The 19,836-nt window shown below is 61.3% G+C and carries 16 protein-coding genes; 4 read left to right on the forward strand and 12 right to left on the reverse strand.

What is annotated here, in order from left to right:
- Positions 1-2 precede the first annotated feature (2 nt).
- The 10 genes from murD to dinB all read right to left on the reverse strand — a co-directional run bounded on the left by murD (position 3) and on the right by dinB (position 12,344).
- The gene (gene murD / locus M1D89_RS14845) at positions 3-1,592 is read right to left on the reverse strand and encodes a UDP-N-acetylmuramoyl-L-alanine--D-glutamate ligase (protein WP_498644606.1); all 1,590 of its coding nucleotides are present in this window, start codon (positions 1,590-1,592) and stop codon (positions 3-5) included.
- The gene (gene mraY / locus M1D89_RS14850) at positions 1,574-2,683 is read right to left on the reverse strand and encodes a phospho-N-acetylmuramoyl-pentapeptide-transferase (RefSeq protein WP_011774413.1); all 1,110 of its coding nucleotides are present in this window, start codon (positions 2,681-2,683) and stop codon (positions 1,574-1,576) included. The genes murD and mraY overlap by 19 nt, the downstream gene beginning before the upstream one ends.
- Positions 2,680-4,170 carry a UDP-N-acetylmuramoyl-tripeptide--D-alanyl-D-alanine ligase gene (locus M1D89_RS14855; protein WP_498644609.1) on the reverse strand — a complete coding sequence of 497 codons (1,491 nt, stop codon included), beginning with the start codon at positions 4,168-4,170 and terminating at the stop codon, positions 2,680-2,682. Before M1D89_RS14855 ends, mraY begins: the two co-directional genes overlap by 4 nt.
- A gap of 6 nt (positions 4,171-4,176) precedes the next feature.
- A complete protein-coding gene (locus M1D89_RS14860; RefSeq protein WP_498644611.1) occupies positions 4,177-5,823 on the reverse strand; it encodes a UDP-N-acetylmuramoyl-L-alanyl-D-glutamate--2,6-diaminopimelate ligase in 1,647 nt (548 codons plus the stop codon).
- A 101-nt stretch (positions 5,824-5,924) separates the two neighbouring features.
- Entirely contained in the window at positions 5,925-7,721 is a 1,797-nt protein-coding gene (locus M1D89_RS14865) for a peptidoglycan D,D-transpeptidase FtsI family protein (RefSeq protein ID WP_498644613.1), read from the reverse strand.
- Positions 7,722-7,763: 42 nt separating this feature from the next.
- Positions 7,764-8,432, reverse strand: coding sequence for a cell division protein FtsL (gene ftsL, locus M1D89_RS14870; RefSeq protein WP_498644615.1), 669 nt, complete (start codon positions 8,430-8,432; stop codon positions 7,764-7,766).
- Positions 8,429-9,457, reverse strand: a complete 1,029-nt coding sequence (gene rsmH, locus M1D89_RS14875; RefSeq protein WP_498644617.1) for a 16S rRNA (cytosine(1402)-N(4))-methyltransferase RsmH — start codon at positions 9,455-9,457, stop codon at positions 8,429-8,431. Before rsmH ends, ftsL begins: the two co-directional genes overlap by 4 nt.
- Before the next feature lie 139 nt (positions 9,458-9,596).
- On the reverse strand, positions 9,597-10,028 hold the full coding sequence (gene mraZ, locus M1D89_RS14880) for a division/cell wall cluster transcriptional repressor MraZ (protein WP_017200836.1): 432 nt from the start codon (positions 10,026-10,028) through the stop codon (positions 9,597-9,599).
- A gap of 446 nt (positions 10,029-10,474) precedes the next feature.
- Positions 10,475-10,843: an SCO2097 family morphological protein gene (locus M1D89_RS14885; protein ID WP_498644620.1), complete on the reverse strand. Its 369-nt coding sequence runs from the start codon at positions 10,841-10,843 to the stop codon at positions 10,475-10,477.
- A gap of 238 nt (positions 10,844-11,081) precedes the next feature.
- Positions 11,082-12,344 (reverse strand): DNA polymerase IV, encoded by a 1,263-nt coding sequence (dinB, locus tag M1D89_RS14890; protein ID WP_498644622.1) that lies wholly within the window; start codon positions 12,342-12,344, stop codon positions 11,082-11,084.
- A gap of 72 nt (positions 12,345-12,416) precedes the next feature.
- Between dinB and M1D89_RS14895 the strand changes: the two genes are divergently transcribed.
- Both M1D89_RS14895 and M1D89_RS14900 read left to right on the forward strand, forming a co-directional pair.
- On the forward strand, positions 12,417-12,992 hold the full coding sequence (locus tag M1D89_RS14895; protein ID WP_498644624.1) for a hypothetical protein: 576 nt from the start codon (positions 12,417-12,419) through the stop codon (positions 12,990-12,992).
- Positions 12,989-14,083, forward strand: a complete 1,095-nt coding sequence (locus M1D89_RS14900; RefSeq protein ID WP_498644626.1) for a polyprenyl synthetase family protein — start codon at positions 12,989-12,991, stop codon at positions 14,081-14,083. Before M1D89_RS14895 ends, M1D89_RS14900 begins: the two co-directional genes overlap by 4 nt.
- 162 nt (positions 14,084-14,245) lie before the next feature.
- Here the strand turns inward: M1D89_RS14900 and M1D89_RS14905 are convergent, their stop codons facing one another.
- Positions 14,246-14,599 (reverse strand): Rv2175c family DNA-binding protein, encoded by a 354-nt coding sequence (locus tag M1D89_RS14905; RefSeq protein WP_017200830.1) that lies wholly within the window; start codon positions 14,597-14,599, stop codon positions 14,246-14,248.
- Between the two features lie 261 nt (positions 14,600-14,860).
- On the opposite strand from M1D89_RS14905, the gene M1D89_RS14910 reads away from it, so the two are divergent.
- Both M1D89_RS14910 and pknB read left to right on the forward strand, forming a co-directional pair.
- Complete coding sequence (locus M1D89_RS14910; RefSeq protein ID WP_498644629.1) at positions 14,861-16,204, forward strand: lytic transglycosylase; 1,344 nt, start codon at positions 14,861-14,863, stop codon at positions 16,202-16,204.
- A gap of 75 nt (positions 16,205-16,279) precedes the next feature.
- Entirely contained in the window at positions 16,280-18,355 is a 2,076-nt protein-coding gene (pknB, locus tag M1D89_RS14915; protein WP_498644631.1) for a Stk1 family PASTA domain-containing Ser/Thr kinase, read from the forward strand.
- Positions 18,356-18,420: 65 nt separating this feature from the next.
- Here pknB and M1D89_RS14920 read toward each other — a convergent pair whose 3' ends face one another.
- Positions 18,421-19,824, reverse strand: coding sequence for a class II 3-deoxy-7-phosphoheptulonate synthase (locus M1D89_RS14920; protein WP_498644633.1), 1,404 nt, complete (start codon positions 19,822-19,824; stop codon positions 18,421-18,423).
- Between the last annotated feature and the right edge of the window lie 12 nt (positions 19,825-19,836).

The following is a 19,836-nucleotide window of genomic DNA, read 5'->3' on the forward strand; positions in this document are numbered from 1 at the left end:
TGTTACTCCTCGGTGGTCGGTGCCTGCCCTTCCACAAGCTCGCGAACTGCCAGGACGAAAGCGTCGCCACGGTGAGCGTAGGAAGAGAACTGATCCATGGATGCAGCCGCCGGTGCCATCAGGACGGTATCGCCGGGCGTTGCCACTCCGGCGGCCGAAGCTACGGCCTGGGCCATGATGGTCTCACCGTAGATTGGCGAAGCGGCGTCTCCGGCTGCGGTCTGCACTCCTTCAGTGTCGCCCTTGGGGGGCGCGATCACGGGGACATCCGGTGCGTGTCGTTGGAGTGCTGCCTCCAACGCCTCTGTGTCGGTGCCAATGAGCACAACGGCCTTCAAGCGAGGTGCGTGCTCTTTGACGAGGTCGTCGTAGTTGACGCCCTTGGAGAGGCCTCCGGCGATCCAGACAACCTGCTGGAAAGCCGAGAGGGCGGCCGATGCCGCGTGCGGGTTGGTTGCCTTGGAGTCGTTGATCCACAGGACGTCGTTGTGGTTGGCTACCAACTGGATGCGGTGAGCACCCGGCAGATAGTTAGTCAGCCCCTGTTTCACAGCGGCTGGTTCAATTCCGTAGGCACGGACGAGGGCCGCCGCCGCGAGGGCGTTGGCCACCATGTGGCGAGGTGCCACTGGACCAAGATCGGACATCGCAGCAAGTTCGGCCGCGGAGTCCTTGCGCTCAGCAATAAAGGCCCGGTCAACAAGGAGGCCATCCACAACGCCCAGCATGCTCACAGCCGGTGTGTTGGTGGTGAAGCCGATGGCCCGGCACCCTTCCACAACGTCGGCGTTCTCCACCATCCGCTCAGTTTCAATTTGTTCCGCGTTATAGATCGCGGCCCTCTGCGTGTTCTCATACACCTTGGCTTTGTCCGCGAGGTACGAAGCGTAGGAGCCGTGCCAATCGACGTGGTCCTCGGCAACATTCAGGCAGACACTTGCCACGGGTGACAACGAGTGGCTCCAGTGCAGTTGGAAGCTGGAGAGCTCAACAGCGAAAGCGTCGTAGTCCACGGGATCCCGGAGCGCGTCAAGAATAGGCGTGCCGACGTTTCCCACTGCAATCGCCTTAAGTCCGGCTGCCTGCAGCATGGATTCAGCCATGCCCACGGTGGTGGTCTTGCCGTTGGTGCCGGTAATCGTCAGCCAGTCCGCCGTCTTGCGTCCTGCCCGCTCCCTGAGCCGCCACGCGAGCTCCACGTCGCCCCAGACAGCGATGTGCTTCCGCTTCGCTGCGGCAAGCAGGGCCTGGTCAGGGCGCCAACCCGGAGAGGTCACCACAAGCTCGGGCAACGTTCCGTCGATCAACGGGAGCGCCTGAACGGCTTCCTCCCCCAACAGCACATCAGCGGCCCCGACAATTTTCAAGGTGTCGGCTTGGGCTTTGGCTTTTGCACTGGTGGCGGCGTCAACCACCACTACCTTTGCGCCAAGTTCGATCAGGGTGTCTGCAGCTGAAAAGCCGGAGACGCCGATGCCCGTCACCACGACGCGCAGGCCGGCCCAGTCAGCATCCCAGCTGGTGAGCTCGTTGAGCCTGTCGGCGTTCGACGGCGTCATATCCGGGTTTTCGTTCACAGCAGCACCACCCATTCAGCATAGAAAATTCCAAGGCCGGCAGCCACGAAGAGCCCTGCGAGGATCCAGAACCGGACCACAACGGTAACTTCATCCCAGCCCTTCAATTCAAAGTGGTGCTGTAGTGGTGCCATCTTGAAAACACGCTTTCCACCACTGAGCTTGAAGAAGCCCACTTGGATGATGACGGAGAGGGTGATCAGGACGAAGAGGCCACCGATGAAGGCAAGCAGGAGTTCGGTGCGTGACAGGATGGCAAACGCCGCGACGGCACCACCAATGGCCAGGGATCCTGTGTCGCCCATGAAGATCTTCGCGGGTGATGTATTCCACCACAGGAATCCCACCAAAGCAGCACTGAGGATCGCCGCCAGCAGGGCAAGGTCCATGGGGTCACGTACCTGATAGCAACCGCTGCCGGCTTCCCGTGGTGAGCCGCAGGCCTGGTTGTTCTGCCAGATCCCCATGATGGTGTAGGCGCCGAAGACCATGATGGATGCTCCGGCAGCCAATCCATCCAGGCCATCAGTCAAGTTCACGCCGTTGGTAGCCGCGGTGATGATCAGGTTGGACCAGAGCACGAACAGGATGGCACCCACTACCGTGCCGCCGAAGGCAAGGTCCAACCAAGGGATATCCCGCACCAGGGAAATCTGGGTAGAGGCAGGACGCAGGCCGTCCTCGTTGGGGAACTGGAGAACCAGGACCGCGAAGATGATGCCAACGGCAGCTTGGAGGATCAGCTTGGCGCGTGCATTGAGGCCGAGGCTGCGCTTGTTGGAAATTTTGATGAAGTCATCGAGGAAGCCTACAAAGCCCATGCCCACCATGAGGAACAGCAGAAGCAGCCCGGATGCCGATGGCCCGGCAGAGTCCGGGTTCATCATCCACATGATCAGGTGTGTCACGAAGTAGCTGATGAGCACCGCGGCCACCACCACGGTTCCGCCCATGGTGGGGGTGCCGCGCTTGGTGTGGTGGGAAGTGGGTCCGTCGTCACGGATGAATTGTCCGTAGCTCTTGGCCACCAGGAACCTGATGAAAAGGGGCGTCCCTATCAGGGCCACCAGAAGGGCGACGCCGGCGCCGATCAAAAGTGCAATCACAGCAGCTCGTTCCCTTCGCTTGCGGCAGCTTCGGCCGCGTTGTCTCCGGTGGGCTCGGCCCGTGGAGGTAATGCTATCCGATCACCCAAATGCCGTAGTCCAACGCCGTTGGAGGACTTGAAGAGCACCAGGTCTCCGGGTTTCAGCTCATTTTGAAGCAGCTCATAGGCTTCTTCCACAGTCTCCGTAAACGAACACTCGTCGCCCCAGGAGCCTTCCTGGATAGCGGAGATGTAGAGGGCACGGGCTTCGCGTCCCACTACCACCAGCCTGGAGATGTTCAACCGCACCACCTGGGTACCTACGGCCGTGTGCTCGCGGATTGAGTCCTCCCCCAGCTCGAGCATCGCACCAAGAACGGCCCACGTCCTTCGGCCCTGTCCAAGGTCCGCCAGCGTGCGCAGGGCAGCCCGCATCGATTCCGGGTTGGCGTTGTAAGCGTCGTTGATGATGGTGACGCCGTCTTCACGTTCAGTACGCTCCATCCGCCAGCGGCTGGCCGCCGACTGGGAGCTAAGCGAGGAGGCGATATCAGCGGCCGGGATGCCAGCGGCGAACGCGGCTGCGGCTGCGGCCAACAGATTCGTGACGTGGTGGCCACCGATCAGGCGGCTTCGCACCTCAACGGAAGGGCCGCCGTCGGGAAGCACCAGATCAAACTCAGGAAAGCCTTGCCCGTTGACCACAACGTTGCGGGCTTCCACCTCTTCGGTGGTAGCGGGCGACGCCGTGAAGCCCAGGACTTTGGCTTGAGTCCGGGTGCGCATGGCAGCCACCCTGCCATCATCGAGGTTGATCACGGCTGTACCGTGCTCGCCGAGGGCTTCCACCAGTTCGCCTTTGGTCTTGGCGATGTTCTCCACACCACCGAACTCGCCGGCGTGAGCGGTGCCAACCACCAGGACCACGCCGATGTCCGGCTTGACCATCTCTGCCAGGTATTTGATGTGGCCCAGACCGGTAGCGCCCATCTCGATCACCAAGAAGCGGGTATTGGCGTCAGCGGCAAATACCGTCAACGGGACGCCCACCTCGCCATTGTAGGAACCCTGGGGAGCCACAGTGGCTCCGGCGGTGGACAGCACACCGGCAAGGAGGTCCTTGGTGGTGGTCTTGCCCGCTGATCCGGTGATGCCAATGACCGTAAAGTCCTCGCCGCGGCTCTGCCGCTCAGCCCGGATGCGGCGGACGGCTTCCGCAGCCAACGCGCCCATGGCCAAGACAGCATCCTCAACCACGACGGCGGGATAGGGACGGCCGTCGGCATCGGTCACTTCGCGTTCGCCGAGAACCAGAACGGCACCGCGTTCGAAAGCGGCGTCGACGAAATCGTGACCATCGGCGTGCTCGCCGGGCTTGGCCACGTACAGCGATCCGGGCGTCGCTTCCCGTGAATCAGTGACGACGGAAGTGGGCACGATGTCCGGAGCTCCGGTCAATCGGCCATGGGTGAGGTCGGCGATCTCCGCCGCAGTAAGTGCAATCATCTCGGTTTAGGACTCTATCCGCTGGTCCGCTGAAACGCTGAATCCCTTGGATGTCAAGGCAGCCCGCAACTCCACCCTGTCGTCCAGGGCCAGGTTCACTCCCTTGACCTCTTGCCACACCTCGTGGCCGCGCCCGGCGATGAGAATAGTGTCCTTGCTGGTTGCCATGTCCACGGCCAGCTTGATGGCTGCATCCCGCGGGTAGGACTCAATGATTTCGCTGTTCAGGTTTTCGGAATCCCGGGCTGCGTACGCACCCTGCAGGACCTCGGCCCGGATCGCGGCTGCGTCCTCGTCGTGCGGATCGTCATCGCTGATGATCACGATGTCGGCAAGGCGGGCGGCGATGGCTCCCATTGTGGGCCGCTTACCTTGGTCGCGCTGGCCCGTTGCCCCGAAGACCACGATCACACGGGATCCCTCGAGGGGTGAACGGACGGCTTCCAGGGCACGGGACAAAGCGTCCGGATTGTGGGCAAAATCAACAACGGAGGCCGGCTCCGCAGAGACAAGCTGCATGCGTCCAGGCACTGCGACGGTGAACGGATCATGCGCATCCAAAGCAGCCTGGAGGGAATTTTCGTCCACGCCGGATGCCAGGACCATGACCGTAGCCAGAGCTGCATTTGCCACGTTGAAATCTCCCGGCAGGCCGGTGTGGACGCGCAGGCTTCTTCCGTCGACGTGCCTGAGTTCAAATTCCGAGCCCAGACCGCGCGCCGTGATGGATGCAACGTTCCAGTCGGCGCTTACGCTACCGGCATCCAGGGGCTTGGTTGCGAGGCTCGTGACTGGAATGTCGGTGGTATCCGCCAGCTTGCGTCCCCAGTCGTCGTCCACCGTGACCACAGCGTGCCTGGCCCTACCTGCAGTGAAAAGTTCAGCTTTGGTTCGGAAATACTCGTCCATGCTGCCATGCAGGTCCAGGTGGTCCTGGGTGAGATTGGTGAATCCTGCGACGTCGAACATCACTCCGTCCACGCGGTGGTAGGAGATGGCGTGTGACGAGACCTCCATGGATGCGGCGTCCAGGCCCCGATCGCGCATCAGGGCAAGCAGTGCGTGGACATCGGTGGATTCCGGAGTCGTCAGGAGGCTGGGGATCGGCTCCCCGCCTGCAAGGATTTCAATGGTTCCAATGAGTCCGGGCTTCTTACCCAGGGCGCGCAGCAACGAGTTGATGAAGTAGGTGGTGGTGGTCTTCCCATTGGTTCCGGTGACACCGAACAGCGTCGGGAAGCCACTATCGGCAGGCTGGCTGCGATAAATCAGTGCTGCCAAGCGCCCGACGGCGGTTCGCGGCTGCTGGACGATAAGTACCGGCACGGGCTGCTCACCCGCAAGCGCAAGCTGGCGCGCCCCGGCGTCGTCCGTGACCACCGCAACCGCGCCGGCCTCGACTGCCTGCGGAACGAAGTCGGCACCGTGCCGGGAGGCTCCCGGCAAGGCCATATAAAGGTCGCCTGCTTCGACGGCCCTGGAGTTGAGGGTAATGCCTGTCACTCCCCTGTCCCGGCTGGCATCCGGAGCGGCGACACCCAGTGCGTCCGCGATGACTGCCAACGGCACTGCCGCCACGGATGCGGGGCGAAAGCCGGTCTGGCCGGCATCCTGCGTAGTGGCGCTGATAGCTGCCTCGTTGTGCTCTGACACGTGGTTCTCCGTTGGTGCTCGTGGAACGACCGGCTTGGGGCCAGCGGCGCCCGGGCCGTTAGTGGTGGATCGATTTTTGGCCGAACAGACGCCCAAAAAGCTTACTTGACGAACTGGGGCAACCGCGCGGGCGTTCCAGTGGACGGGGCCACGTTGTAGGTCCGGAGGACCTGCGACATCACTGAACGGAAAACTGGTCCGTTCGTGACTCCATAGATGTTTCCCTTGGGGCGCTGAAGGACCACTTCCACGATGAACCTGGGGTCGTCCATGGGTGCCATACCCACCATCGAGGCAGTGAAGCCGTCGAATCCCGGCAACCCGTCCTCCCGGGGAGCTTGGGACGTTCCCGTCTTAGCGCCCACGCGGTAGCCGTCAATGGCTGCATCCTTGATCTGGCCCTCGGTCACGGCGCTTTCCAGGATGTCCCGGACCTGCTGGGCTGTTTCCTTGGATACCACTTGGCGGGAGTCCTTGGCGGCAACCTTTTGCTCCTCGCCCTCCGGAGTGATGTAGCTGTCGATGAGCCTGGGCTGGAGCATCACGCCATCGTTGGCAATGCTTTGGAAGGCTCGCACAGTCTGGAGTGTCGATTGGGAAACGCCTTGCCCGAACAGCACGGTGTACTGCTGGCGGTCGTCCCACTGCTCGGGCTTGGCCAGGATGCCAGTGGCTTCCGCGGGAAGGCCGATGTCCGTCTGCTCACCGATGCCGAATTTCTTCAGCCAGTCGTAGCGTTGTTCCTTGGTGAGCCGGCTGCCCGCCATCACCGTTCCGGTGTTCATGGACCAGCCGAGGATACCGGCGAGGGTGCGCTCTTCAGTGCCGTGCTCGAATGCGTCGGTGAACGTCTGCCCGTCGATGGTGTAGGCCGCTGGGGTAGTGAAGTGGTCCAAGGGAAATGACTTCCCCTCCTCGATCACGGCTGCGGCAGTGATCATCTTCTGTACGGAACCGGGCTCGTAGGCAGCTGTCACGGACCTGACACCGCGATCCTTGGCATCAACTTTCCCGGGGTCATTGGGATCCGGCGAATTGGTATCCGCCAAGGCAATGAGATTGCCCGTCTTGGTGTCGATCACAATGATGGAACCCCATTCGGCGTTCATCTTGTTCACTTGGCTTTGGATTGCCTGCTGCGCAAAGTACTGGATGTCCGTGTTGATGGTCAGCTTGACGTCGCTACCATCAACAGCCGGGGTGAGCTCATCTGTTGCCACGGGAATTCTGAGTCCATCAGCACCGATCTCAAAGACGCGTTTACCTTCAACACCACGAAGAATCTCGTCCTGGGTTTGTTCGATGCCCGCCTGCCCGTTGGTTCCATCTTTGAGGAAACCAACCACGCCACCGGCAACGCTGCCGTTGGGATAAACGCGCTTGCTGACACCTTCCGCGCTAAGGCCAGGGATGTAGAGCTTGGAAATCCGGTCTTCCAGTTCCGGTTTAACGTCCTTTGCCACCATGAAGTACTGCTTATCTCCGGTCAAGGACTCACGGATAGTACTTTCATCCGCTCCCAGAAGCCCTGCCAGGTCAGAGATCCCCTGATCACGGGTGATCTCGTCCAGTTTCTCGGTCTTCTCATTGAAGCGGTGGAAAGTTTCCGTGCTCGTATTCACGGTCTGGTCCACCACGATGTTGTACCGGATCACGCTGCTGGCCAGCACCGTCCCGTTTGCATCAACAATCTGTCCCCGCTCGGCAGGGAGCACTTGCGGAGTGAGACGGCTCGCCAAGGCAGCCTCAGCCATCCCGCCCATATCCAAGCCTTGAACCATGAACAGCTTGCCACCCACCACCAGGAGCAAGGTCAGCATGATGCCAAGGCCAACGCGCAACCGCTTTCTGGCCGCCGGCGTCTTCGTTTTTTTCGATGTGCCGGGGTTCTTTGCCACGTTGATTCCTTGCTGCTGGCCTTGCTTCGGTGGACTGACGGTCTACTGCCCTGGTGCCTTTTGCTGGGGAGCCGGTACCGATCCCCCGTGGAGTTCTACGGGCGGTGTCGCTGCCGGAGACGCCGGGGTTGCCGCCGGAGTCGGGGGCGTTGCGGCCGGGGCCGACTGAGTTTCATCCGGTTTGCGGCTTTCCAACGGGTCCTTGGTAGTCACCGATGGAACCACATCAATCAACCCCTCGACAGCCGGAGCAGCAAGCAGGGCTCCGGGACTATCTCCCTTAACCGCCGGTGATGCCTTGCCGGTCACAGCCATGGTGTTCAGATCGATCTGGCCCTTAACGGTGGAAGCAACCATTCCCAATTCTGCAGCCTTCGCAGCGAGGTTCTGCGGAGCTTCGAAGTTCTGCTTCTTCTGTGTCAGGTCCTGGTTCTCTTTGTTCAGCGTGGCAGCTTCGGCTTTCAACTGCACCAACTGGTACTGCGCTGTGGACACGGAGATGTTCAGCACCAGGACAGTCAGGAGCGCGGCTGCCATTGCCACGAAGCACAGGACCACAAACGGCGTCCTTCGCTTTCCCGGTGCACTGCGTACCACTGATAGAGGAGTGCGCGCCTTGCGGGCAGTGTCGGGCTTTCCCGCCGGGACCGGAAGCGCACGTGCAGTGCTGCCCACCGTGGAGGACAAAGTCTTCGCTGCGGCGTTGCTCATGCGGCTCTCCTCTGTTTAATACGCTCCACTGCCCTCAACCGGGCAGACGCCGCGCGGGGGTTTTCAGCGATTTCTGCTGCTGTAGGCACTTCCGTGCCCTTGGTGATGGTCTTCAATTCGGGTTTGTGTTCTTCAAGCTCAACCGGGAAACCGAGTGGTGCCGACGATTTGGAACCGGATTGGAAAACGGACTTCACGATCTTGTCCTCAAGGGAGTGATAGGACATGACCACGATCCGACCACCCATGGCCGTCGCGGCTACCGCTGCCGGAACTGCACGTTCCAAGACATCCAGTTCCTCGTTGACCTCAATCCTTAGAGCCTGGAACGTGCGTTTGGCCGGATGACCGCCGCTCTTCGCCGCAGCAGCGGGGACAACGCTGCGGATTTGCTCCACAAGTTCCCCAGTGGTGGCGAATGGCTTCTCGGCGCGAGCGTTGACGATCCGGTTGGCTATCCGCCCGGCAAACTTCTCCTCGCCCCATTTCCGGATGATGCGCACCAGTTCGTCTTCGCTGTAGTTGTTGACCACATCAGCTGCCGTTTGGCCGCGGCTGGTATCCATCCGCATGTCCAAAGGAGCGTCGTAGGAGTAAGCGAATCCGCGCTCACGCTCGTCCAGTTGCAGGGACGAGACCCCAAGGTCCATGAGAATGCCATGAACTTCCGGTATGCCCAGGTCCAGCAGGACGTCCTCAATCTCGTCGTAAACCGCGTGGACAAGATCTGTACGGTCGGAAAAGGGCTCCAAACGGGCTCCGGCCAAGGCCAGAGCTTCCTCATCGCGGTCGATGCCAACGAGGTGGAGGTCAGGGAAGCGCTGCAACATGGCCTCGGAGTGGCCCCCCATGCCAAGGGTTGCATCGATGGCGACAGGTCTTTCTCCGCGTTTCCTGGCGGCCTCAAACCCGGGAGCGAGCAAGTTGATGCAGCGGTCTTTCAGGACGGGCACGTGGCGCTCCGATGTGGGCTTTGCCGCGTCCTGCTCTTCCACGCTGCCTCCTCTTTCCTCAATCGCTTGCATGCTGATTCTTGAATCGGATCCCCATCCGCGCCTATCGTTCGGCCGGCCTGGCTCAGGGGAAGTTGAGCCAGGAAGACAGTTCGATGGGCGGCTGGAGATCCCATTCAAGAAGCTGGACTGCGGCTTCCTCCAACCGGGGTCAGATGAACCCGGGCAGATTGTCGTCATCCGTTTCCGAGAAGGCTGCTTCCTTCTCGTTGAGGTACTCGTTCCAAGCTTCGGCATCCCAGATCTCCGCCCGGGTACCGGCACCTATGACCGCCAGTTCCCGACCAAGCCCTGCGTATGTCCGGAGCGCCGGCGGAATCGTCACGCGCCCCTGCTTGTCAGGTACCTCGTCAGAGGCTCCAGACAGGAAAACCCGAATGTAGTCACGTGCCTGCTTGGAAGACAGTGGCGCCTCCCGCATTGACTCGTGAATGCGTTCGAATTCCTTCTGGCTGAAGACGTAGATGCAGCGTTCCTGGCCCCTGGTGAGAACCAATCCGTCGGCAAGCTCCTCACGGAACTTGGCGGGAAGGATGATCCGGCCCTTTTCATCGAGACGCGGCGAGTGAGTACCCAGAAACACTGGCCCACCGCCCCTCAATCAAAGGTGCCCGCACATACCCAACACTGCCACTACCCTCTTATGCACTCCACTTTACTCCACAACGCACCACAGTCAACGCAGTTGGTGCCGTTTCTCCACCACTTTGAGAATCATCAGGCCTGAAGTCACGCGGATTTTAGGGCAGTGGCAGAAAGTGGAGGGCCCGAGGCAGAGGGCAGGCCGAGCCGCGTCAACGTCCCGGATTTCGTGCCACGGATCCGGTAATGCCAGGCCAGGTCCAGGGCAAAGGGGTGAAAAGTAGAGAAAAGGGTGGGAAGTGGAGCGCCACTCCCCCAGCCAGAGGATCAGCCCTTAAACGCGAAAAGACCCGCAGCGCGGGTCTTTCGTTATTCCCTGTGGGAAATTAGGGGCGTGATTGATTCAGGAGTGGCCGCGGGAGACGGCTGGGAGTCCGGAGGGGACGGTCAGTTATCGTCGCGACGCCGTTCGTCCCAACGTTCTTCCAAACTGCTCATGAACGAACTCTTGGGCTTGGTCTTGCCGGGTTTTCCCTTGTTCCCTTTGCCGAAGGCCGCGCCACGTAACGTGGCAAAATAGACGCCGGCACCCATGACGATGAAACCCAGGACACCCACAGGTATCGCCTGCATTGATACGCCAACAAGCAGGAGGAGGATACCGGCAATGGCACCAAGCACACCGAGGATGACATGCCTGGTAGACCAGCTGCGGATGGGATCCGAACCCATGGTGTTGGCGAACTTCGGATCGTCCTCATGAAGTTGCTTCTCAAGTTGCTCAAGCAGCTTCTGTTCATGCTCCGAGAGGGGCATCGCGACCTCCTTTAGTCAGCCAGCGTCTGGACATAACGCGTCCTGTGCGTCTGTTTCCACAACGATCGGACCAAGAAAATCGTTCCCCAAAATTCCCTCTTGGTTCAGCGGGCATCCCGGGGCCGACTGTTCAGGAAACAGTTTGTCCAGACGATCTAAATCTCTGTAATAAATAGGATAGTTTGTCCGACGCCGTTCTGAAAGACGCGAAGAGTCCTGCGGGGCACCCGTGCTGCCCTCAGGAGTCCGCAGGTGGCTTTCCACGTTCCAGGAGCCGTGCCGGAAGAAGCGTTTTGGACCCAAAACGCTCAGAGACCCGGTCAAGCGCCTGTTCGGCTGCCCGCCAGTTGTCGTCCCGCCGGTCAAGGCTCAACTGCAGGGATGTCTGGCCTGCCGGTTCCAATTGCTCAGCCCGCACTCCTACCAGTCGAACGCTCATGGATCGCACCCCCAAGGATTCAAGGAGCTGCACGGCCACTTGGTAGATCAGTTGCGCGCTGTCCACGGGGGTGTGCACGGTGCGGCTGCGTGTGACTGTGGAGAAGTCCGAGTACCGCAGCTTCAATGCCACGGTCCTTGCCAGCATGCCTGAGCTCCTGAGCCGGATGGCGGTACGGTGCGAGAGTCGCAGCAATTCCCTGTGAAGTAGAGCATCGTCCGCCGTATCGACGGAGAACGTCTCCTCTGCGCCGATGCTTTTCTCAAGCCTGGCCGGAGTTACGGGTCGCGGGTCGATTCCCATGGACAGGCGATGAACGTGTTCGCCGCTGGCTCCCAACACCTTCTTGAGAGATGCCAAGGGCGTTGCCGCGACATCCGCTACTGTGCGAATGCCCATACGGGAGAGCACTTCGGCGGTTTTCCCGCCGACACCCCACAAGGCGCCTACAGGAAGACTATGGAGATAAGGGATGGAGTCCTCGGCATCGATCTGGAGAATACCGTCGGGCTTGCACCGCGTGGAGGCGATCTTGGCCACAAACTTGGTGCTGGCAATCCCTACAGATGCCGTGATGCCAAGTTCGGCGTGGACCCTGCGGCGGATGAGATGCCCGATATCCATCGGCGACCCAAGACGACGAATCGCGCCGCCCACGTCCAAAAAGGCTTCGTCAACGCTCAGCGGCTCTACCAGATCGGTGATCGAGGCGAAAATCTCCATGAGTCGGGCTGAGACCTCGTAGTACTCCGAGTGCCGGGGGTTGATGATCACCGCCGATGGACACCGCCTCATGGCAATAGACATCGGCATGGCCGACTTCACACCAGTGGCCCGGGCCTCGTAAGAAGCGGAAAGCACCACGGACCGTTCTGCAGGAAAACCAACAATGACCGGTTTCCCCCGAAGATCGGGACGGCTCCGCAATTCCACGGAGACGAAAAAAGCGTCCATATCCACGTGAAGTATGCTGGTTCGCCGCAGTTCCCGCAGGGCATCTTCGGCGCTGCGGGCGGGCTTGCTGCCGGCGCTTTGAGCGCCACCGAATGCTTCCTGCCTCACAACGGCAATACTATGCCCGGCCACTGACTAAACTGGAGGCACAGTCCGGCTCAGCCCCAGGAAGGATACCCTGTGAAGCTCTTTGGAACTCCTCAATCGCGAGGGTTTACCCTGCTCGCAGTCAGTGTCGCCTTGGCGGCCTCAGCATGCACCCCATCACCCGGCGGTTCGGCAGCGCCGTCCGCCACAAGCGCTTCCTCGCCATCGTCGGCGACGCCAACTCCGTCATCATCTGCTTCCGGTTCCACGGCATCGCCTGAAACCACCTCATTTACGGAAACCCCCGCAGCTGCACCCGACGCCACGGCAACCGTGAACGCACTTGTTCCTGGTTTTCCTGAGCAACTCATCCCGGTAATGCCCAAGACCTCCGTCCGCTCCAGCAGCGTGGACAAGAGCGCGGCAGTGGCCACGGTGGCTCTTGTCGGCACGATCAAAGCCCCACCTGAAGGTGTTGTGGACTACTACAAGACCTCAATGGAGGCGCAAGGCTTCAAACTTGTCCCCGGCCCGTCGGCTGTCGGCAATGTCACCTCCTTGGACTTCATCCGTGGTGACGGTGAGACGGTAAACGTTTCGGTCAGGCAAAAGGAGGGCGTCTCAACGTTCACCATTGGTGCCAACGTGGCGGCCGGGTCCGTCAAGTGACGGTAACTTCCCAAGTCACTTCGGAGCAGACACAGTTCATTAGCGGTGTTGCCGGCAAGCTGAGCGGCTTCATGTCGGAGCAGCGGGACCTTATGGCCTCGGTTTCTCCCGATGTGGAACCGCTTATTGGATCGATTTCGAATCTGGTCACCGGCGGAAAACGTCTCCGGGCCCTGATGTGTTACTGGGGCTGGAGGGGCGCCGGCGGCCCCGCCGCCGATCCAGGGATCATCACGGCCGGGTGCGCCCTGGAGCTTTTCCAAGCGGCGGCCCTGATCCACGACGACATCATTGATCGATCCGACACGCGGCGCGGTGGCCCGAGCGTGCACAAGCGGTTCAGCCAGCTCCATGAAATGAATGGCTGGGCGCTGGACAGCGGGCGTTTCGGCGATGCAGCGGCCATCCTGACCGGGGACCTTTGCCTTTCCTTCAGCGAGGAGTCCTTTACGGAAATCGGCCCCAGGGCAGCAGCGGGAACTCCTGCACGCCGAATCTTCAACGTGATGCGGGCAGAAGTGATGGCAGGTCAGTACCTCGACATCCTGGAAGAAGTGGCCGGCCCCGTCCGTGACAGAGCCGGGTCCGTGGAGCGTGCAAAATCCATCATTCGGTATAAGTCCGCAAAATACTCCACCGAACATCCGCTGGCGTTGGGCGGGGCGTTGGCTGGCGCTCCCTCCGGCTTGCTCAACGGTTATTCAGGGTTTTCCTTACCACTGGGTGAGGCTTTCCAAATGCGGGACGACGTCCTGGGCGTCTTTGGCGATCCCGAAACGACCGGCAAGCCCGCTGGAGACGACCTCCGGGAAGGCAAACGCACCGTTCTGGTTGGTTTTGCCATCAACCAGGCGCCGCCGAGTGAGGCAGACTTCCTGGACCGCATGCTCGGCAAGCCCGACCTCGGCGAGGACGAGGTAGCTGAAATACGGCGCGTCATGATTGAATGCGGTGCCTTGGAGGCCACAGAGTCACTGATCGCAGAGCTAAGCGATAGGGCCTTCGAAGCTCTGGAACGCCTGCCCCTCGAGGACGTGCCGCTGGTGGCGTTACGCCAACTGGCAGAAGCCGCTGTCAGTCGGGCGGCCTGACCCGCAGGCTCCCAGGACCGGCACAACCGCTGGCCGGTAGCAAGTAGCCAGCACAAACAAAGCCAGCACAAACAAGACATACAGCGACGACGGCGGTGAATCACCGCCGTCGTCCGCATTTTCCGGCCTCCCGTTCAGGAGGCGCTGTCTTAGGAGGCGCTGTTACCAGGCCAGTGACTGGGCGCGGCGCCTGATCTCTGTCTTACGCCCCTCGCGCAGGGCGTCAATGGGGCGGCCCCGCAACGATTCGTCCGGGGTGAACAACCAGATGATCAGTTCTTCGTCGTTGTAACCAGCGTCGCTGAGAACCGCAATGGTTCCCTTCAGGCTGTCTACAACATGCCCGTCTTGGATAAAGAGGGCAGGGATTGAGCGGATATTCCGTTCTCCCCGCCGGATGGCGACAAGCGCACGCTCATCCAGAAGTCCGTGGACTTTGGTGATGGAAACTTCCAACAGTTCGGCAACATCCGGCAGCGGCAGCCAGTCGGAAACAAGGCTTTCTACATTACTCACGGAACAAGGTTGCCACGCCGCCCCGCCCGGCGCATAGCCGGAGTCCGACGCCGATGCCTCCGGAGCGCTTTGCCGGTCGCAATTTCGGCCATATCAATTGTGGCCATTTGTCCGGTTTGACAGGAATTGTTGTGCTCGTCGACTAAATGTGAGAGATTCACACTGATCACATTTGCATCATTGATAACATCAGCAACATTGGTAACACTGACAACAGCGCCAACAATCCCCCCACCGCTGTTTGAGATGAGGACACATTTCATGACGACGCCCCGCTCGCCGAAACGAACCATGAGCATGCCGGTCATCGCGGCAACCACGGCTGCGCTTCCCGCCGTGGTTTTGTCCTCGCTTGCCCTGGCCCAACCGTCCATGGCAACACCGGCGCCCCAGCCTCGAAAGATTCCGGCTACGCTCGCTGCGGCCATGAAAGCGCAAGAAGTCAACGTAGGCTCTGTTATTCCCGCGCAGGCCGTTGCCACCACCCTCCCTGCAGCCCTGCGCCCGATGGCTCCGTCAGTACCGGACACTTACACGATCGTGCGCGGCGATACGATCAGCGCCATCGCCCGTCGCTTTAATGTGGACACCACGGCCGTTCTTCAGCTGAACAAGCTCTCTGCCACCACGCTGATCTACCCGGGACAGACCATCAAGCTCAAGGGCACAGCCACAGCAGCGCCCGCGCAGCCTGCCCCCACCGCCCCCAGTGCGCCCAGCACCCAGGGCAGCGCAACCGTCTACACTGTGGTCGCCGGAGACACTCTAGGCGCCATCGCAGCCAAACATGGCGTTCCGCTCTCCAGCATCTTCAGCTGGAACGGGCTCAACGGAAGCTCCATCATCTATCCCGGTCAGAAAATCAAGGTCAGCGGCGGATCCGTCCCTTCAGCGCCCGCAGCCCCGGCGCCGGCACCTGCGCCCGCACCTCTTGCCGGCACAGGTTCCTACACCATCAAGGCGGGCGACACCCTCAGTTCCATCGCTTCCCGCCACGGGGTTTCCCTGGCTGCTTTGATGGCCGCCAACAACAACGTGACAGCCACCACCGTCATCTATCCGGGCCAGAAGCTCACCATCCCCGCCGCAGGCTTGCAGCCGGCCGGTGACACCAAGCCTTTGGTACCCAGCACCTTCCTGGGCTTCACCTACCCGCCGGCAGTTGTCAGCTCGGCTAACGAGAACAAGGCCTTGCTCAACGCCTCACCTGTGCCCAGCCGGGCTGAAATGAAGAGCATCGTAGCTGACACGGCCCGGAGCATGGGCGTCAGTCCTTCCCTGGCTTTGGCCTTTGCCGAACAGGAATCAGGCTTTGACCAGCGGGCAGTCTCACCCGCCAATGCGATCGGCACGATGCAGGTTATTCCTTCTTCCGGCCAGTGGGCGTCCGACCTTGTGGGTCGCAAACTCAACCTCTTGGACCCGTACGACAACGCCACGGCAGGTGTCGCCATCATCCGAACCCTCATTGCTACCAGCAAGGACCTGGACACTGCGATTGCCGGCTACTACCAAGGCCAGTACTCGGTCAGTAAGTACGGCATGTACGACGACACCAAGCGTTACGTCGAATCGATCAAGGCCCGCCAGCGCACCTTTGGCTAGGCCATCAACTGCACCTTTGAAGGGGCCCGAATCCGTCGTGGATTCGGGCCCCTTCCCTGCCTCGTTTAGGATCGTATGGTGCAAGAACCAACGCAGGACCACCTCATCGGGACAACCGTAGACGGCCGATACACGGTCCGTTCCCGCTTGGCGAGGGGCGGTATGTCCACTGTTTACCTGGCCACGGACCAGCGCCTGGAGCGGGACGTGGCCCTCAAAGTCCTGCACCCGCATCTCGCCAACGATCCCACATTCCTTGAGCGTCTAAGCCGGGAAGCAAAAGCCGCCGCGAGTCTCTCGCACCCGCACATCGTAGGAGTGCTCGACCAAGGCGAGGATGGCCATATCGCCTACCTGGTCATGGAGTACGTCAAGGGGCATACCCTTCGTGACACCCTTAACGAACAGGGCGCGTTGCCGCCGCGCCTTGCCTTGGCGCTGATCGATCCCGTCATTGAGGGCCTGGCTGCCGCCCACCGCTCAGGCTTGATCCACCGAGACGTCAAGCCGGAAAACGTCCTCATAGCAGATGACGGACGCATCAAGGTTGGAGATTTTGGACTGGCCAGGGCGATCTCCGCCAATACCAGTACCGGTGCCCTGATAGGTACTGTGGCCTACTTGGCTCCCGAGCTCGTGCTCGGCCAACCAGCCGATGCCCGCAGCGACATCTACTCGGCAGGCATCATGCTCTATGAGATGTTGACGGGCAAACAACCTTACGCAGGAGACTCCCCTATCCAGGTCGCCTACCAGCACGTCAATGCCGTGGTGGGGCGCCCTTCTGACGCCGCTCCCGGCCTCGCCGAGGACCTCGATGAACTGGTGCAGTGGTGCACAGCGGTAGATGCGGAGAACAGGCCCGTGGACGGTGCTGCTTTGCTGACCGAGCTCCGCCACATCCGCACCACGCTTACAGACGAGGAATTGGACCGCAGGCAAGCGTCGTCCCGATTGCCCGGCTCCCCCGCGCCTGCCGCTGCGTTTGGCGCTTCCAATGCATCAGGGATTCCCGGCGGGAACCCCACAGAAGCCATCGCCACCACTGCCTCGCCCACGGAATTGATCTCGCACCAGAGCAACCCCACCACCATCATGGCTGCGGGTGCTTCAGGCAGGCTGCAGGCCGTCCCTGTTGGTCCGGGCAACGATCTGGACGTGCGCCAGCCCGGCAAGCGGGAGCTGAAGAGACTCGAACGGCAAGAGAACAAAGACCGCGCACGAGCCGCTGCCACTCCGAGCCGCCCGCTACGCGAGGGCAACCCCCGACGCCGCGGCATTATCTGGACCATCGTCATCGTCATCCTTGCAACGCTTGCCGCGTCGGCCGGTTGGTTCTTCGGGATGGGGCCCGGATCGCCGGGAACGGTTCCTGACGTCAAGAACAAAACGGTGGCCGAGGCACAACAGCTCCTCCGCACCGCCGGCTTCCAATCGGAACCGAAGGATGTTTTCGACGACGACATCCTTGCAGGGCTGACCGTTGGGACCGAACCGGAGTCCGGCACCGAGGTCCGGAAGTTCCAACCCATCACGCTTTTCGTTTCCAAGGGGGCCCAGCTGTTCGCCCTGCCCGGCCTGACCGGTGGCACCTTGGACGAGGCCAAAATTGCCTTGAATTCCGCCGAAATGGCCCTGGGCAACGTTACGCAGGCCTTCGACGAGAAGGTTCCCGCCGGCGTCGTGATTTCGCAGGACCCCGCCAAAGGTGCCGAGGTGAGGCATGGCACCCCCGTCTCGCTGGTAGTCTCCAAGGGACCCCAACCCATTCCTGTTCCTGATGTGCGCGGATTGACTCAGGACGCAGCCGTCAAGGCCATTCAGGATGCCGGGCTGAAAGCAGTTATCGCTCCGGAGACGGTGAATGACAAGACGGTCCCCAAGGGTGCCGTTGTTTCCCAGATACCGGCGAATGGAACCCTCGTCCGTGGCGAAGTGGTGACGCTCACTGTATCCAAGGGACCAAAGTTGGTGAAGGTGCCGAGCTTCATCGGCAAGCAGGCCGATGAAGCTGAAAAGGAACTGAAACGGCTCGGTTTCAAGGTAGAGGTCAATAAAATCCTGGGTGGCTTCTTCGGCACCGTCCGGGACCAGAACCCCGTGAATGCCGAGATACCGGAAGACTCAGTGGTCACCCTGACGGTCGTCTAGGAAAACCACAAAGAACACCACAAAAAAGGCGCGATCCGGAAATCCGGACCGCGCCTTTTGAGTCTCTACCGCTTGGAGAGGGCTCCTGCCACCAGGAAGGCCATCTCAAGGGACTGCATGTGGTTCAGGCGGGGATCGCACACCGACTCGTAACGGTCCAGGAATGCGTCCTGGTCGATCGGGTCGGCGCCACCCAAGCACTCGGCGACGTCATCGCCGGTCATTTCAACGTGGAGTCCGCCCGGGACTGTACCCAAGGCGTGGTGCACCTCAAAGAATCCACGCACTTCGTCAATAACGTCATCGAAGTTGCGCGTCTTGTAGCCGTTGGGCGACGTGACCGTGTTGCCGTGCATCGGGTCGGTCACCCACAGCACCTGCGCGCCGGAAGCAGTGACGCGTTCGACGACGGCCGGCAGCTTCTCCCGGATGTTGCCTGCGCCCATGCGGGTGATGAACGTGAGGCGGCCTGGTTCGCGGTTGGGGTCCAGTTTGTCGATGAGGCGCAGGGCATCATCTCCGCTGGTGGTTGGGCCGAGCTTGACGCCGATGGGGTTCCGCACTCGGGACAGGAAGTCAACGTGGGCGTGGTCCAGTTCACGGGTCCGCTCGCCAATCCACAGGAAGTGCGCGGACGTGTCGTAGGGCAGGCCGGTACGCGAATCGATGCGTGTCAGTGCGCGTTCGTAGTCGAGAAGCAGTGCTTCGTGGCTGGCAAAGAACTCCACGCGCTTGAGTGCCTCAAAGTCGGCGCCGCAGGAGTCCATGAAGCTGATGGCCCGGTCGATGTCGCGGGCCAGTGATTCGTAGCGCGCGTGTGCCGGGTTCTCGGTGAACCCCTTGTTCCACTGGTGAACCAGGCGGAGATCGGCGAAGCCGCCTTGGGTAAAGGCGCGGATGAGGTTCAGCGTGGAGGCGGACGTGTGGTACGCCTGAAGCATCCGGCCGGCGTCGTGCGCGCGGGATTCCGGCGTGAAATCGTAACCGTTGACGATGTCGCCGCGGTACGCGGGAAGCGTCACGCCGTCGCGGGTCTCGTCATTGGAGGAGCGCGGCTTCGCGAACTGGCCGGCCATCCGCCCCATTTTGATGACGGGCATGGCAGCACCGTAGGTAAGGACCACGGCCATCTGGAGGATCGTTTTGACCCGGGCACTGATCTTGTCCGCAGTAGCGGCCTCAAAGGTTTCAGCGCAGTCACCACCCTGCAGGAGGAAGGCTTTGCCTTGGGCAGCAGCGGCGAGGCGCTCCCTCAGGACGTCCACTTCACCGGCGAAAACCAAGGGCGGCACCACCGAGAGCTCCTTGACGGAAGCCTTGAAGACTTCAGCGTTGGACCATGTGGGCTGCTGGGAAATCGGCAGGTCCCGCCAAGCGTCGAGCCCGGGATAGTTCGCTGCTCCGCTCTGGGCGGTGCTTGCGAGAGGATCTGCTGCGGAGGGTGCGGTGTTCGCGGTTAGCTCAGTCACCCTTCAAGAGTA

Source organism: Arthrobacter sp. D3-18 (genome assembly GCF_054408525.1).